The organism is Streptomyces panaciradicis (assembly GCF_023516615.1).
Lineage (GTDB): Bacteria > Actinomycetota > Actinomycetes > Streptomycetales > Streptomycetaceae > Streptomyces > Streptomyces panaciradicis.
In genome coordinates this window covers 25,996-40,585 of the sequence record NZ_JAMGBF010000005.1, presented here as the reverse complement: position 1 = coordinate 40,585, position 14,590 = coordinate 25,996, and the positions used below count along the sequence as shown (strand labels likewise).

Sequence of the window (14,590 nt, the reverse complement as noted above, 5' to 3'; positions counted from 1 at the left end):
GACGACCCGTCGTGGCAACCCACTAGTCGACCTCCGCCACCGCCTGCGCGAACTGCGCCTTGTACAGCCGCGCATACGCCCCGTCGGCCTCCAACAGGTCGGTGTGCGAGCCCTGTTCGACGATCGAGCCGTTCTCCATCACCAGGATCGTGTCCGCGTCCCGGATGGTCGACAGCCGGTGCGCGATCACGAACGAGGTCCGCCCGTGGGCGAGTTTGGCCATCGCCTTCTGGATCAGCACCTCGGTCCGGGTGTCGACCGACGACGTCGCCTCGTCCAGGACCAGGATCACCGGGTCGGACAGGAACGCCCGCGCGATGGTGATCAGCTGCTTCTCACCGGCGCTCACCCCGGAGCCCTCGTCGTCGATCACCGTGTCGTAGCCGTCGGGCAGCGTACGGATGAACCGGTCGGCGTGCGCGGCCCGGGCCGCCTCCTCGATCTCGCCCCGGGTGACCTCGCGCGAGGCGCCGTAGGCGATGTTGTCCGCGATCGTGCCGCCGAACAGCCAGGTGTCCTGCAGCACCATGCCGATGCGGGCCCGCAGTTCGTCCCGGCTCATCGCGGCGATGTCGACGCCGTCGAGGGTGATGCGCCCGCCGGAGACGTCGTAGAACCGCATGAGCAGGTTGACCAGGGTCGTCTTGCCGGCGCCGGTCGGGCCGACGATGGCGACCGTGTGGCCCGGTTCCGCCTTCAGCGACAGGTCCTCGATCAGCGGCTTCTCGGGGTCGTAGCGGAAGGAGATGTTCTGCAGCTCCACCAGCCCCCGCAGCTCCTCGGGCCGGGCGCTCTCGACCGGATCCGCCTCCTGCTCCTCCGCGTCCAGGAGTTCGAAGATCCGCTCGGCCGACGCGACACCCGACTGCACCAGGTTCGCCATGGACGCGACCTGCGTCAGCGGCATCGAGAACTGCCGCGAGTACTGGATGAACGCCTGCACGTCACCGATGGACAGGGCGCCCGAGGCGACCCGCAGACCACCGACGACCGCCACCAGCACGTAGTTGAGGTTGGAGACGAACATCATCAGCGGCTGCATGATCCCGCTGTTGAACTGCGCCTTGAACCCGGCCTCGTACAGCGCCTCGTTCTGCTCGGCGAACTGCTGCGCCGACTCGTCCTGCCGACCGAACACCTTCACCAGGGTGTGCCCGGTGTACATCTCCTCGATGTGGGCGTTCAGCTTGCCGGTGGAGCGCCACTGCTGCACGAAGTGCGGCTGCGACCGCTTGCCGACGCGCGTGGCGACGACGAACGACAGCGGCACGGTCACCAGGGCCACCAGCGCCAGCAGCCACGACACCCAGAACATCACCGCGAGCACACCGATGATGGTCAGCAGCGAGTTGATGAGCTGGCCCATCGACTGCTGCAGCGTCTGGCCGATGTTGTCGATGTCGTTGGTGGCCCGCGAGAGCACCTCACCGCGCTGCCGCTTGTCGAAGTACGACAGCGGCAGCCGCGACAGCTTCGTCTGCACGTCCTCGCGCAGCCGGTACATGGTGCGGTTGACCGTCCGGTTCACCAGCCGGGTCGCCACCGCCATCAGCACACCGGCGACCAGGAACGTACCGAGCGCGAGCAGCAGGACCCGGCCCACCGCGTCGAAGTCGATGCCCTGGCCCGGGGTGAAGTCGGTGCTGCGCAGCATGTCGGCGATCTGCCCCTGGCCCCGCGCGCGCATGGAGTCCAGGACCTGTTCCTTGGTGGCCCCCGCCGGCATCTGCCGCCCGACGATCCCGGCGAACACCAGGTCGGTGGCCCGGCCGAGGATCTTCGGCCCGATCACGTTGAGGCCGACGCTGACGACCACGCAGCACAGCAGTGCGTAGATCGTCAGCCGCTCCGGCTTGAACTGGGCGATCAGGCGCCGGCCCGACACCTTGAAGTCCATCGAACGGCTGTCGGGACCGCCGCCCTGACCCATCATCCGCGCCATCGGCCCGGCCATCAGGCAGCCTCCGCTTCCGTCAGCTGGGAGAGCACGATCTCCCGGTAGGTCTCGTTGTCCGCCATCAGCTCGTGGTGCCGGCCGGTGCCGACGACCCGTCCCTCGTCGAGGACGACGATCCGGTCGGCGTCCCGGATGGTCGCCACGCGCTGGGCGACGATCACGACGGTGGCCTCGGCGGTCTCCTCGGCGAGCGCCGCGCGCAGGGCGGCGTCGGTCGCGTAGTCGAGGGCGGAGAAGGAGTCGTCGAAGAGGTAGATCTCCGGCCGCTGCACCAGGGTGCGGGCGATCGCGAGCCGCTGGCGCTGGCCGCCGGAGACGTTCGAGCCTCCTTGGGCGATCGGCGCGTTCAGCCCGCCCTCCAGCTTCGAGACGAAGTCCTTGGCCTGCGCCACCTCCAGCGCGTGCCACAGTTCCTCGTCCGTGGCGTCCGGGTTGCCGTAGCGCAGGTTGGTCGCGACCGTCCCCGCGAACAGGTACGGCTTCTGCGGGACCAGGCCGACCGTCTTCGCGAGCAGCTTCGGCTCGATGGTCGCCACGTCCGTGCCGTCGACCAGGACCTCGCCGTCGGTCGCGTCGAACAGCCGGGGGACCAGGCCGAGCAGCGTGGACTTGCCGCTGCCGGTCGAGCCGATCACGGCGGTCACCTCACCGGGCCGGGCGACCAGGTCGACGGCCTTGAGCACCGGCTCCTCGGCACCCGGGTAGCGGAAGCCCGCGCCCCGGATCTCCAGGTGGCCGTGCCGGCGCAGCTCCAGCACCGGGGCCGTCGGCGGGACGACGCTCGACGAGGTGTCGAGGACCTCCTCGATCCGCTCGGCGCACACCTCCGCGCGCGGCACCATCATGAACATGAAGGTGGCCATCATCACGGACATCACGATCTGCATGAGGTAGGCGAGGAACGCGGTCAGGTCGCCGATCTGCATTCCGCCGCTGTCGATGCGGTGGGCGCCGAACCACACCACCGCGATGGACGACAGGTTCACCACCGTCATGACGATCGGGAACATCAGCGCGAGCATGTTGCCGGTGGCCAGCTGCATCTCGGTGAGATCGCCGTTGGCCTTCCCGAACCGCTCCTTCTCGTAATCGTCCCGGACGAACGCCCTGATCACGCGGTTGCCGGTGATCTGCTCGCGCAGCACCCGGTTGACGGTGTCCAGGCGGGTCTGCATGGCCCGGAACAGCGGCCGCAGCCGCCGCACGATCAACGTCACGCAGATGCCCAGCGTCGGCACAACCGCGACCAGCACCGCGGACAGCGGCACGTCCAGGCCGAGCGCCAGGACGATGCCGCCCACGCACATGATCGGCGCCGACACCATCAGCGTGAACGTCATCAGGGCCAGCATCTGGACCTGCTGCACGTCGTTGGTGGTCCGGGTGATCAGCGAGGGCGCCCCGAAGTGGCCGACCTCGCGCGCGGAGAAGGACTGCACCCGGTCGAACACCGCGGCGCGCACGTCCCGGCCGAGCGCGGCCGCGGTCCGGGCGCCGTAGTACACGGCCCCCATGTTGCACACGACCTGCGCCAGCGAGATGCCGATCATCAGCGCGCCGAAGGAGAGGATGTAGCCGGTGTCGCCCTTGACGACACCGTTGTCGATGATGTGCGCGTTCAGCGTCGGCAGATACAGGGTGGCGCAGGTCTGCAGGAACTGCAGCAGCACCACCGCGGCGATGGGTTTCTTGTACGGCCTGAGATAGGTCCGTAGAAGTCGTATGAGCACGCTACGTCTCTCGGAGTCGGCGGTGGGGGGCGGGTTCGTTGCCCGTCGCCCCTATCGTCGAACATTCCCCCCGCGTTACCTCAACCGATTAAGCCGACAGCACGCTTCGTACGACCGTCCGAGTACGGCTCCTACCGGATCCTTACGTTCCACCGCCGGCCCGTTACGCCCGGAACGCCCCCGGATGGGTCTGCTCCCGCACCGACACGTACTGCTGCCGCACCGCCTGCCCGACCGCCAGCTCCTCACCGGGCTCCAGCACCTGCGCCGCCGCGCCCTGCCAGGCCGGCGGATTGCGCGGGTCGAGCGCGCCCTGCGACACCCCCAGCGCCCACGCGGCCTGCCGGGCGGCGCCGATCGCCGCGTAGTCGGCGGGCTGCGGGACGACGACCTGCACGCCGAACAGCGCGGGCGCCGCGGCCTGCACGGCGGGCAGCTCGGCGGCCGCCCCGAGCAGGAAGATCCGCCGTACGTCGACACCCCGGCCGCGCAGCACGTCCAGCGCGTCGGCGAGCCCGCACAGCATGCCCTCGAACGCGGCCCGGGCGAGGTGCTCGGCCTTCATCGACTCGCGCCGCAGGCCCGCGAGCGTTCCGGCGGTGTGCGGCAGGCTGGGCGTGCGCTCGCCCTCCAGATAGGGCAGCAGCACCAGTCCGTGCGAGCCGGGCGTCGACTTCATCGCCAGGTCGGACAGGCTCTCCAGGTCCGACAGCCCGAGCAGTTCGGCGGTCCCGCGCAGGGTCCGCACGGCGTTCAGGGTGGTCACCACCGGCAGGTGCATGCCGGTCGCGTCGGCGAGGGCGGTGATCATCCCGGTGCCGTCGACGAGGGCCTCGGGGTGCACCGCCATCACGGACCCCGAGGCGCCCAGCGAGACCACCGCGTCGCCCAGCCCGATCCCGAGCCCGAAGGCCGCGGCCATGGTCTCGCCGGTCCCGGCGGAGATCAGCAGCCCCTCCGGCGTCGTACCGGCCGCCTCCGCCGGGCCGATCACCTCGGGCAGCATGACCTGGTGACCGAGCGCCAGGTCCACGAGGTCCGTGCGGTAGGAGCCGGTGGCCGCCGACCAGTAGCCGGTCCCGGAGGCGCCGCCCCGGTCGGTGGTCCGTCGCACGGGCCGGCCCAGCAGCTGCCACACCAGCCAGTCGTGGGCCTGCATCAGGATCGCGGCGCGCAGCGCGGCGTCCGGCTCGTTCTTGGCGAGCCAGCGCAGCTTGGTGACGGGCTGCGCCGCCTGCGGCACGGACCCCACCGCCTGCGCCCACGCCTCCCGGCCGCCCAGCGCGTCGATGAGATCCGCCGCCGCGACCTGCGTCCGCCTGTCGCCGCCGACCATCGCCGGGCGCACCGTGTTGCCCTGGGCGTCCAGCGCGATCACGGCGTTCTGCTGCGCCGACACGCCGATGGCCTGCACGCCTTCGAGGAGTCCGCCGCCGGCCGCCTCCCCGAGGGAGAGCAGCCAGGCCTGCGGATCGACGTCGGCGGGGCGGTCGCCGTCCAGCGGGTGCGGGGCGTACCCCTGCCTGAGCACGGCGCCCGTGTCCGTGTCGCAGACGACGATGCGAGTGAAATCGGGCGAACTGTCCAGCCCGGCGACTATCCCCATGGCGAAAATTCTATGGGCGCCGGGCCGCGGGAGTTCGCGGAGAGGTACGCCTAGGTGTTGCTGGTGCCCCAGTCGTCCTCGCCCGTGCCGTTGGCGTGCCGGCCCTTGAGCGAGCGCACCCGGTCCGTCACCGAGTCCGGCACTCGGTCCCCGACCTTGTCACTGACCACGTGGTACGCCTTGCCCGCGAACTGGCGGCCCTGCTGGGCGGCCGTCTCGGCGGTGTTGCGGACCGCCGGGTTCTGGGCGACCTGGCGCGCGGACTTCTTCAGCTGCTCGTAGCGTTCGCGTCCGGCGCGCGTGCCCAGCACGTAACCCAGTGCCAGGCCGACGACGAACGTGAGCTTGTAGCGCATGGGGGAGCCACCCTTCCGTCCATGGGGGATACCGATTGGCGGAGCACCCCCCTGCTTGCGCTAATGTATGTGTCGCAGCGAGCGCCCGCCCCCTGGCGAATACCCAGGTAGGTGCGTTCGATGCAACGATGCATTCCTCCGTAGCTCAATTGGCAGAGCAGCCGGCTGTTAACCGGCAGGTTACTGGTTCGAGTCCAGTCGGGGGAGCTCGGTCCTCCGTAGCTCAATTGGCAGAGCAGCCGGCTGTTAACCGGCAGGTTACTGGTTCGAGTCCAGTCGGGGGAGCTCGGTCCTCCGTAGCTCAATTGGCAGAGCAGCCGGCTGTTAACCGGCAGGTTACTGGTTCGAGTCCAGTCGGGGGAGCATGCTGAACGAGGACCCCGCGGGGTCCTTTTTCATGTCCGGCCGCGCGCGGGGGAACCGTGCAGGTCAGGGCGGAGTCTTGAAGGGCATGCGAAGTCGCCCCTGCGAAGCAGGAGATCGTATGAGCGGCTATGCTGCGGCAGACGGCGCGCACACATGTACGCGACACGCCGCTATGGGGCGGTAGCTCAGCCGGTTAGAGCAGCGGACTCATAATCCGTCGGCCGTGGGTTCGAGTCCCACCCGCCCCACCAGTGCATGGCTGTGAACTGCGGAAACGTTCATTTTGTCTGTCGGATCGTCAACTTTGCCTGAACGGACTGAATCCGCTGCTCGTGGGTTTGGGGCCGGGGCCCGGCTCCGCCGTGGCCGGAGGATTGATTGAGGCCGTCCTGAGGCCGGAGGCATCGGGGGGGAGCACTGCGGAGGGCTCCCCGAAGAGTCGTCCGCATACGGCATAGGGCGTTTCAGGTGGCGGCTGCCTGGGGTTGCAGCTCCGCGCGGAGTGGGTCTCGCGGGTGGTCAAGGAGCCAGGGAAACCAGGATCCCCAGGAAGTCGGCCGCCAGGCGGCACGGCTGGCCATCGATCGCATCGCCGAGCCCGAGCGACCGCCGCGTACCGTCACCGTCCCCAGCACTCTCGTCCCCCGGGGCACCGACGAAGCCGACGCGCTGCCCCTCGCCCGAGAAACCTGAAACGCGCCCGGAAGTCTCCTGAGCGCCGCTGACGGCGTGGTCCGCATCACCTGTGCCGGTTCCGCCCCTCGCCGCTGCCGGGGAGTCCCGACTGGCGGCTCGGTGGTGCACGGGGGCGCCCACTTGCTGTGCGGCTCGCACCCGATGTCGGGTGGGTCAGTCCGGTGCGCCGGTCCTCTCGAACCGTTGCGCCGAGCGGACCCGGTCGATCCCGGGAGATGTGATGTGCCGACTGAGGAGACGCTGGCGTTCATGTACCGCACCCCGGCACGCACGCGGACTGAGCCGTCGGCCTTCGCGCGCTTGTCAAGGGAGTCCTGATGCGCGTGGCCGGTCGCGCGGCGAGCACAGTGGCGGTCGCGAGTACCAGTGGGTGCGTGCGCACGCCCGCGTCAATGTTGGTGATGTATCCTGGATGCATACATCGTGGATGATGGAGGTGCCCGATGTCCGTCACGCAGATTGATCTCGACGACGAGGCGCTGGCCGAGGCCATGCGGCTCATGGGTGTCACGACGAAGAAGGAGACCGTCAACGCGGCCCTGCGGGACTACGTTGCGCGGATCAAGCGGCTTGAGGCTGCGGAGAAGCTGGCCGAGCGAGGCGCGCGCGGCGAGTTCGAGCAGGCTGCGGCGGCGCATGACGCGGAGAAGCGTGCGCGACGCGAGGCCTTCGAGTGATCACGTATCTGGTGGACACCTCGGCTCTGTGGCATCTGTTTCGCACCCCAGGTGCGTTGCGTGCCTGGGAGGGGCACATTGCTGCCGGGGTTTTCCACCTCTGCGAGCCGACACGGGCCGAATTTCTCTACTCGGCAACCAGTCCGTCCCATCGGGATGATCTCGCAGAGGAACTGGACGCGCTCTGCTTGCTCTCTCCGGTTCCGAAGAACGCCTGGCGTTGGGTCGACACCGCGCAGTACAAACTGACCCAACGGGGCCAGCACCGCGCGGCTGGAGCGATCGACCTGTTGGTGTGTGCGACAGCTGTGCACCATGGGCACACCGTCCTCCACGTGGACAATGACTTCGCGGCGGTGGCCGGAGTCCTCAAGGAAGTCCAGCAGCGAGACGTACGAGCCTGATCTTCTGGAGCCAGTTCACGCTGTCGGTGTGTAGACCTCTCGATGACCGACACCCCAGGTCACTGCCCCAGCATACGTATTCGGCCTGAACGAGCTGCAGAGCCGACACCCAGTGCACCACGCTGAGGCGACCACTGAACCCGGTCCCGTCCGCGGCCCGCCCGAAGTTGAGACGGTCTCGGGGCCGCCTGGAGAACGGAGTCCAGTTGGTCAGACCCGCCCAGGTGATGGATCCGATGCCGTCCCACAGTGGGCGGTTCCCTCAAGCTGCTGAAGCCGGTGGTGACTGCCCACGGCGCCGGTGGATATGCCGGTCGCCGGGTCACGGAACGAATTCCGTGACCCGGCCCGGTGGCATCCTCCCGAGGGGAGGACGGGAGGCTGGATCCGTCGGCTGTGACGTCAGTTTCCGGGCGGGGACAGGTCTGGGTGCTTGTTGATCTGCCAGACCAGCTTTGGACGCTCTCTGAGCATGTCCTTGGCAATGGGATCGTGGAAGTACTTCTTGTAGAGCCGGACGTAGGTGCCGTCCTCGATCATCGCGTCGATCGCGGCGTCTATGTCCTTCAGCAGCTTCGGGTCGCCGTCCTTGCGCAGGGGGAAGGCGCTGCCCTGCAGGCTGTCGAGTTCCACCGCGATGCGCACCGGCTGCTTCTGGGCGTATTCGTCGGCGTCGGCGCCGCCCAGGACCACTCCTTCGACACCACCGGAGAGGAGCTGGGTGATCAGTGCTGTCTGGTCTTTGAACTTGACCAGCTCGGCGCGGGGCATCTCGCGAGTGACGAACGTTTCCTGCACGGACCCACTGACGGCACCGATCCGCTTGCCGTCGAAGTCGGAGAGCCTGGTCTGCTTGCCACCCTTGAGGGTGAGGACATCGGTGAAGCCCCAGTAGTACGGGGTGGTGAAGGCGACCTGCTTCTTGCGCTCGGGGGTGGCGCCGACCCCCGCGACGCCGATGTCGTACTGGCCGGCGGACAGGCCTGCGAGGATGCCCTGCAGGTTCGTTGTCTTGTACTGGACCTTGACGCCGAGACGCTCGGCGGCCTCGTTCATCAGGTCCACGGCGAACCCGCTCGGCTTGCCTGAGGCGTCGGTGACGGCGAAGGGCGGCTGCTCGGCCTGCGTGCCGGCTGTGATCACGCCGGACTGGACGAGCCTGTACCTGCCGGCCGAGGAGCCTGCCGCCTCGCTGTCGCCGCCGCAGGCGGTGAGGGTGAGCAGCAGCACGGTGGCCGCGGTGCCGGCGAGCAGGGATCTGCGGGAACAGGGGTGCATGGGCTGGGCTTTCTGCTGAGGAGGGGCGTTCACAGGACCTGGTTGAGGAACTGGCGCAGCCGGGGGTGCTGGGCGCCTTCGAAGATCCGGTCAGGGGTGTCGATCTCGGCGAGGCGGCTGTCGCACATGAAGGCGACGCGGTCGGCGGCCTCCCGGGCGAAGCCCATTTCGTGGGTGACGACGGCCATGGTCATGCCGCCCTGAGCGAGGTCACGCATCACGGCGAGCACGTCCTTGACGAGTTCGGGGTCGAGCGCCGAGGTCGCCTCGTCGAAGAGCATGACCTCGGGTTCCATGGCGAGAGCACGGGCGATGGCCACGCGCTGTTGCTGCCCGCCCGACAGGCGGCCGGGCCTCTGGTCGGCGAACGCCGCGAGGCCCACCTCGTCCAGACGACGTCGCGCAACCGACCTGGCCCGTTCGCGGGTGAAGCCCTTGACCGAGGTCAGTGCAACCGTGATGTTGCGCTCGACGCTCATGTGCGGGAAGAGGTTGAAGTGCTGGAAGACCATGCCGATGCGGGCGCGGACCGCGTCCACGTCGGTGCCGGGGGCGGTCAGGCAGGTCTCACCGAGCCAGATGTCGCCCGTGTCGGGCCGTTCCAGCAGGTTGAGACACTTCAGCAGCGTGGACTTGCCGGATCCGGACGGGCCGATGAGACAGAGCGTTTCTCCCCGTTGGATGTCCAGACTGATGTCACGCAGGACGGTCGTGGAGCCGTAGCTCTTGCTCAGAGCGGTGACGCGCAAGGCCGCGGAGGCGGGGGGCGCCTTGGCTGCGCTGGACATCGGTTCTTCTCCGGTGGTGGGGATCATCGGCTCTCTCCTCCCGATGCTGCAACCGGGGTGTCGGGCAGGTCGGGGTCGGCTGGAGCCGGAGTGCTCTCGGGGCGTGGCCCTTCGCGCAGCCGCCCGTCGAGGTGGTTGACGAAGTAGGTCAGGGGGATGGTGAGGGCGAGGTAGCAGATGCCGGCCGCGATCAGTGGTGAGGAGTTGTACGTCCGCGCGACCTCCTCCTGGGCGATGAAGTACAGCTCGCGCTGTCCCACGGCCAGGCCGAGAAGGTAGACCAGCGAACTTTCCTTGATGTCCTTGACGAACTGGCCGGCCAGGGCGGGCAGCACGCGCCGGATGCCCTGGGGAACCACGACCAGGCGCATGGCTCGCAAATAGCTCATGCCGAGACTGCGGGCCGCCTGCAGCTGACCGGGATCGACGCTCTGTATCCCGGAACGGAAGATCTCGGCGGTGTAGGCACCGGAGATGATCCCGATCGCCAGGATCGCGTACCCGAACGGATCGGTACCGAAGAGACGGATGCCCGCGGCGGGCAGGCCCACCCCCACCAGCATCACCGTGATGATCACGGGCAGGCCGCGGAAGACATCGACGTAGATCCGTGCCGGCAGGCGCATCCACCATCGGTTCGACAGCAGCAGCATGGCGGCGAGCAGTGCGATGACGACGCCCACGATGATGGCACCGGCGGCGATGATCAGGGTGTTGAGAAGGCCCTCGGTGATCAGCCGGGGAAAGGTCTGAGCGATCAGGTCCCAGTTGAAGAACGTGTTGACCAGGGCGTTCGACGCGAGGGACACCGGGGATGAGGCATTCATGGCGATTCCTGACCACGGGTGGGGACAGGCAGGGAGGCCCGGAATTCGGCCCGGACCTCGTCAAGCAGCTCCGGCTCATCGAGGAGGTCCAGAACCAGCGCGGCCAGGGCGGTCGTGATGGTCTCGACCGCATCATGTGCGTACGGGCTGCGGGCGGCTTCGCGCATCCGGACGGAGTGGCCGGGAGTATCACGCGGGCATATCTGAACATATGGATGAATTACCGGTATCTTGGCCGATACATTACCGATATCTGAAGAACCGGCCGGATTCTGCGGCGACGGCGGCTCCAGTTCCAGCCCGAGGCCGGTGGTGTAGGCGGCGAGCCGGTCGGCCATCACCATGTTGTTGTTGCGTTCTGTGTACCGGGGCGCGGTCTCCGCGTAGTCGACGGTCGTGCCGGTGGCCAGCGCCGCTCCGTCGGCGGCGGCGAGCACGCGGGGCAGCAGGGCATCCAGAGCCGCGGATGTCGCCTCGCGGACGAAGATGTCCACCTCGGCGTGGTCGGGTACCACGTTTGGGGCGCCGCCGCCCCGCACGACGACGCCGTGCACCCGGGCGGTCGGGGGGATGAACTGCCGCAGCGAGTCGACCGCCGTGAGAAAGAGTTGGGTCCCTGCGGCTGCCGAACGGCCGTCCCAGGGCGCTTTGGCCGCGTGCGCGGAGACTCCCCGGAAGACGACCCGCAGATGGCTTGCGGCGAGAGCGTGCCGGGCACGCAGGCTGCGGTCCGCGGGATGGAACATCACCGCGGCGTCGACTCCTTCGAACACGCCGCGTTCCAGCATCAGGATCTTGCCGCCGCCGCCCTCCTCTCCCGGGGTGCCGATCACCTTGAGCGTGCCTCGATGGCCGGGACGCACGGAAGCCGCGGCGAGGGCGGCGGTCAGACCGCCGGCCGCGATGAGGTTGTGCCCGCAGCCGTGGCCTATGTCCGGCAGGGCGTCGTACTCCAGCAACACCGCGATCGTCGGGCCGTCCGCGGAGCCCCGGTGCGTTGCGGTGAACGCCGTCGGCAGGCCCGCCACGTCCTTGTCCACCGCGAAACCCGCTACCGCCAATCGTGCGGCGAGCTGCTCGACGGCGTAGTGCTCCTCGAACCGGGTCTCCGGTGTTCCGTGCAGATCGAGGCTGAGCTGGTCCAGTGCCGCCCGGCGCTCGCGCACGGCGGCACACAGGTCGGCGGGGACACGAAGGGTCATGGCAACTCCGGGCTGGTCCTGTCTGGGTTGCCGGAACCGTAGGCGGTGCGGGGAGCAGTCCCTAGAATGCTTACCGGGGGCGCGATAAGCGTCAGGCCGTGGACCGGAGGTGAGCGTGAGCGTCGTACTCTCACTTGCCGGCGTCGGTCCGACTCACGTCGTGGCGGGCGCATCTCCCCTCGCGGAGCTGACGGCAGCACTCCATGCCTACACCGAGACCGAGCACCACCAGTGGGCTCTTCGCTGGGCACGTGATCTGGAAGCCGAGCCGGACCGTGGCGTCACCTCGGTCGGCACCGGAACAAGCGTCTCCACTCTCGGCCCCGAGACGCGGCGCCACATTCGGGAATGGGCACCCTTGTGGGCCTCGTACCGGGCCCGGTACCTGCTTCCGCTGAGTCCGGTGGGAGACCGCACGCTCGCCGAGGAGATCGCGGACATCGAGCGGCTGCCTCTCCCGCTCTTCGCGGAGCTGACCGGGTACGCGATCAGAGGCGGCAACTCCGGACCACCGCTGAACCGGATTCTCGGAGACGCCGGGCAGCGCGCAGGACTGCTGGCGTCGGCGGAGCGCCGCTCCACCGCACGAGCCGAGCTCGCCGACAGACTTCTGGGCGACCCCGGCAGTCTGCGGACGGACCTGCTTGATCTGCTCATCTGCGCCGCCCGGGCCCTGGAGACGGACTTGGCCCGTGCCGAGCGGGTGATCACCGAACAGCTGCCGGGACTGTGCAAGAGGATCCAGCGAGAGGGTCCGGGCCGAACCCTCGCCGGTCTGGACCCCTCGGCGTCCTACCGCGACGAGCCGCCCCGTGTCGTCTTCGACAAGTTCCACCACGGGATCGTGAACGTGGCCACCACCCCGGTGCTCATAGTGCCGTCGGTCTTCGGGCGACCGCACCTGCTGGTGAAGCACGAGCCCGGCTTCGCCGCGGTCGTCCAGTACCCCCTGCTTGCGGAGGGCAGCGACCAGCCTGCCCACACCGTCGTCAACCGCCGCCTCGAAGTGCTGTGCGACGCAGGTCGGCAGCGCATCGTCCGTGCCATCGCGAGAGAACCGCTCACCCCGTCCGAACTGGCCGACCGCGGAGGTATGTCCCTTCCGCAGGTCTCCCGCCACCTCGCCCGGCTGCGTGAGGCCGGCCTCGTCACGGTCGTGCGTGACGGCCGTCGCGCCTACTACCAGCTCGACCTCGAACGGGTACGCCGCCTCGGCGACGATCTCCTGACCGTCCTGTTCCACTGAGTTCGACCCGTCGCGCCAACGCGGGTGCAGTGCGTGGCAGCCGCCTGCGCAGGAGCCGCCGATACTTGTCCGCGCCGCGGCAAGCGTCGTCGCCGGTGCTCACGGAACTTCTAGCGTTGGCGCATCCGAGAGCCTTCGTGCCTCGGGCGAGCAGAGGAGTTCTCGCCATGAACGCTCAGTGCGGCCGCACCTGGTCCATCACCGTTCCCGCAGACGCCCGCGGAGTTCCTCGTGTGCGCGGAGCCGTCTGCGACACGCTCCGCGCATGGGGAACAGTGGACGAACATGCCGTCCAGACAGTGCGGTTGATCGTCTCGGAGCTGTTGACGAACGTCGTGCTCCACGCTTCCGCGGCCACCGCGGAAGCAGTCGTGACGATAGAGATGCTCGACGACTTCCGCATGCGCCTGGGAGTACACGACGGCCACCCGGGGAGCCCGGTACCCGTGCAGAGTGACGTCGGATCACTTCACGGCCGTGGTTTGTCGATTGCGCAGGCGTTGGTCCAGGAACTGGACGGGGTGCTGTTCGTCGAGCGAGCACTCGATGGCGGGAAGACGGTCGGGATCGTCGTGGCCGCCTCCTCCGGCACTCTCCCGCAGGCCGGTCACGACAGGGCCTCGGCGGGAGCACAGGCTGAGCGCGAGGAGAAGAATCATGCCTCCATCGCTCTGCACGAGAGATTGAGTGCGCGGACGAAGAAGTTTAGCTCCCCCGGCTGCGCGCGGTGAGCTGCCTTCGGCGGGGGACAGCGCCTCCGCGACGAGACGGTTGCCTCCGACGGGGATGCCGAGTGGATCGGCGGCAGGCCGCCCCACCCGCTCTGAGCGGCCGGTCAGCCTGGACGCCGTGCTCGGCGCCGGGCGCCCATGACGGCGACCGCGGCAGACACGCCCGTGGACTCACACGTCACGGCCCTCTGCCTGCATCCTGGAGCGACTCCCAGCTTAGAGACCTGGCGGCGGCGGGCCCGTACCGAGGGTTGGGCCGTGAGACAGTTTGACCACACCGATGTATCCACCATCGCCGACGGCGCGGACAGCACGTAGAACATGCCCGACCGTCGTCATCGCCGCAGCCATGGTTGAGGTGGATGTGGCATCGGTGGGGCGCTCGCCGACGTCGCAGCCACGTTCCGGACGCAGGTTGGACACAAGGATCGGAAAAGACTGACAACGGCCGAGACGGACTGAGCCACCACAAGATGAGCGCTGATCGACAAGGGTCGCCAAGATCCTCAAAGGACTCATAATCCGTCGGCCGTGGGTTCGAGTCCCACCCCGCCCCACCAGGCGCTACGCGAGGAGAAACCTTCTGGCGAGCGGTTTTGCCGTGCCTGGTGTGCGGCTCCGTTGGTTGGGTGGGGTCTTGTCGATGTCTGACCGGCCTCAGGGGTCGAGCCAAGGGCCAACGGTTGTCCATCGTGTGGCGCTTTGTGATGCGCGTGACGCCCGGCA

General features: G+C 68.6%; 13 protein-coding genes and 4 tRNA genes. 9 read left to right on the top strand and 8 right to left on the bottom strand.

What is annotated here, in order from left to right; genetic code table 11:
* Nucleotides 1-22: 22 nt before the first annotated feature.
* From M8J74_RS02505 to M8J74_RS02490, 4 genes are all read right to left on the bottom strand, one after another.
* Entirely contained in the window at nucleotides 23-1,954 is a 1,932-nt protein-coding gene (locus M8J74_RS02505; protein ID WP_249834818.1) for an ABC transporter ATP-binding protein, read from the bottom strand.
* On the bottom strand, nucleotides 1,954-3,687 hold the full coding sequence (locus tag M8J74_RS02500) for an ABC transporter ATP-binding protein (protein WP_249834817.1): 1,734 nt from the start codon (nucleotides 3,685-3,687) through the stop codon (nucleotides 1,954-1,956). The genes M8J74_RS02505 and M8J74_RS02500 overlap by 1 nt, the downstream gene beginning before the upstream one ends.
* Nucleotides 3,688-3,850: 163 nt before the next feature.
* The gene (locus tag M8J74_RS02495; protein WP_249834816.1) at nucleotides 3,851-5,293 is read right to left on the bottom strand and encodes an FGGY family carbohydrate kinase; all 1,443 of its coding nucleotides are present in this window, start codon (nucleotides 5,291-5,293) and stop codon (nucleotides 3,851-3,853) included.
* A gap of 50 nt (nucleotides 5,294-5,343) precedes the next feature.
* Nucleotides 5,344-5,649, bottom strand: coding sequence for a hypothetical protein (locus M8J74_RS02490; protein ID WP_058925457.1), 306 nt, complete (start codon nucleotides 5,647-5,649; stop codon nucleotides 5,344-5,346).
* 134 nt (nucleotides 5,650-5,783) lie between these two features.
* Between M8J74_RS02490 and M8J74_RS02485 the strand changes: the two genes are divergently transcribed.
* The 7 genes from M8J74_RS02485 (at nucleotide 5,784) to M8J74_RS02455 (ending at nucleotide 7,792) form a co-directional block, all read left to right on the top strand.
* Nucleotides 5,784-5,856: transfer RNA gene (locus M8J74_RS02485), tRNA-Asn, on the top strand.
* Nucleotides 5,857-5,861: 5 nt separating this feature from the next.
* A tRNA-Asn gene (locus M8J74_RS02480) sits at nucleotides 5,862-5,934 on the top strand.
* 5 nt (nucleotides 5,935-5,939) lie between these two features.
* A tRNA-Asn gene (locus M8J74_RS02475) sits at nucleotides 5,940-6,012 on the top strand.
* A gap of 177 nt (nucleotides 6,013-6,189) precedes the next feature.
* Nucleotides 6,190-6,266, top strand: a tRNA-Ile gene (locus tag M8J74_RS02470).
* 217 nt (nucleotides 6,267-6,483) lie between these two features.
* Complete coding sequence (locus tag M8J74_RS02465; protein WP_249834815.1) at nucleotides 6,484-6,708, top strand: substrate-binding domain-containing protein; 225 nt, start codon at nucleotides 6,484-6,486, stop codon at nucleotides 6,706-6,708.
* Nucleotides 6,709-7,154: 446 nt separating this feature from the next.
* The gene (locus tag M8J74_RS02460; RefSeq protein WP_249834814.1) at nucleotides 7,155-7,388 is read left to right on the top strand and encodes a type II toxin-antitoxin system VapB family antitoxin; all 234 of its coding nucleotides are present in this window, start codon (nucleotides 7,155-7,157) and stop codon (nucleotides 7,386-7,388) included.
* Nucleotides 7,385-7,792 carry a PIN domain nuclease gene (locus M8J74_RS02455; RefSeq protein WP_249834813.1) on the top strand — a complete coding sequence of 136 codons (408 nt, stop codon included), beginning with the start codon at nucleotides 7,385-7,387 and terminating at the stop codon, nucleotides 7,790-7,792. Before M8J74_RS02460 ends, M8J74_RS02455 begins: the two co-directional genes overlap by 4 nt.
* A gap of 402 nt (nucleotides 7,793-8,194) precedes the next feature.
* Here the strand turns inward: M8J74_RS02455 and M8J74_RS02450 are convergent, their stop codons facing one another.
* Genes M8J74_RS02450 through M8J74_RS02435 form a run of 4 tightly spaced genes read right to left on the bottom strand, consistent with a single transcriptional unit; the run spans nucleotide 8,195 to nucleotide 11,851 of the window.
* Nucleotides 8,195-9,070 carry a substrate-binding periplasmic protein gene (locus M8J74_RS02450; protein WP_249834812.1) on the bottom strand — a complete coding sequence of 292 codons (876 nt, stop codon included), beginning with the start codon at nucleotides 9,068-9,070 and terminating at the stop codon, nucleotides 8,195-8,197.
* A 29-nt stretch (nucleotides 9,071-9,099) separates the two neighbouring features.
* Nucleotides 9,100-9,885, bottom strand: coding sequence for an amino acid ABC transporter ATP-binding protein (locus M8J74_RS02445; RefSeq protein WP_249834811.1), 786 nt, complete (start codon nucleotides 9,883-9,885; stop codon nucleotides 9,100-9,102).
* Nucleotides 9,882-10,685, bottom strand: a complete 804-nt coding sequence (locus tag M8J74_RS02440; RefSeq protein ID WP_249834810.1) for an amino acid ABC transporter permease — start codon at nucleotides 10,683-10,685, stop codon at nucleotides 9,882-9,884. Before M8J74_RS02440 ends, M8J74_RS02445 begins: the two co-directional genes overlap by 4 nt.
* Nucleotides 10,682-11,851: an amidohydrolase gene (locus tag M8J74_RS02435; RefSeq protein WP_249834809.1), complete on the bottom strand. Its 1,170-nt coding sequence runs from the start codon at nucleotides 11,849-11,851 to the stop codon at nucleotides 10,682-10,684. The genes M8J74_RS02440 and M8J74_RS02435 overlap by 4 nt, the downstream gene beginning before the upstream one ends.
* Nucleotides 11,852-11,996: 145 nt before the next feature.
* Here M8J74_RS02435 and M8J74_RS02430 point away from each other — a divergent pair, with 145 nt between their 5' ends.
* Both M8J74_RS02430 and M8J74_RS02425 read left to right on the top strand, forming a co-directional pair.
* Nucleotides 11,997-13,133 (top strand): ArsR/SmtB family transcription factor, encoded by a 1,137-nt coding sequence (locus M8J74_RS02430; RefSeq protein WP_308405994.1) that lies wholly within the window; start codon nucleotides 11,997-11,999, stop codon nucleotides 13,131-13,133.
* A gap of 167 nt (nucleotides 13,134-13,300) precedes the next feature.
* The gene (locus M8J74_RS02425) at nucleotides 13,301-13,864 is read left to right on the top strand and encodes an ATP-binding protein (RefSeq protein ID WP_249834808.1); all 564 of its coding nucleotides are present in this window, start codon (nucleotides 13,301-13,303) and stop codon (nucleotides 13,862-13,864) included.
* The last annotated feature ends 726 nt before the right edge of the window (nucleotides 13,865-14,590 follow it).

Excerpts from the sequence above, each read along its gene's own strand:
- M8J74_RS02505 (WP_249834818.1), bottom strand. The coding sequence starts at position 1,954 with ATGGCCGGGCCGATGGCGCGGATGATGGGTCAGGGCGGCGGTCCCGAC.
- M8J74_RS02495 (WP_249834816.1), bottom strand. The coding sequence starts at position 5,293 with ATGGGGATAGTCGCCGGGCTGGACAGTTCGCCCGATTTCACTCGCATC.
- M8J74_RS02490 (WP_058925457.1), bottom strand. The coding sequence starts at position 5,649 with ATGCGCTACAAGCTCACGTTCGTCGTCGGCCTGGCACTGGGTTACGTG.
- M8J74_RS02460 (WP_249834814.1), top strand. The coding sequence starts at position 7,155 with ATGTCCGTCACGCAGATTGATCTCGACGACGAGGCGCTGGCCGAGGCC.
- M8J74_RS02450 (WP_249834812.1), bottom strand. The coding sequence starts at position 9,070 with ATGCACCCCTGTTCCCGCAGATCCCTGCTCGCCGGCACCGCGGCCACC.
- M8J74_RS02445 (WP_249834811.1), bottom strand. The coding sequence starts at position 9,885 with ATGATCCCCACCACCGGAGAAGAACCGATGTCCAGCGCAGCCAAGGCG.
- M8J74_RS02440 (WP_249834810.1), bottom strand. The coding sequence starts at position 10,685 with ATGAATGCCTCATCCCCGGTGTCCCTCGCGTCGAACGCCCTGGTCAAC.
- M8J74_RS02425 (WP_249834808.1), top strand. The coding sequence starts at position 13,301 with ATGAACGCTCAGTGCGGCCGCACCTGGTCCATCACCGTTCCCGCAGAC.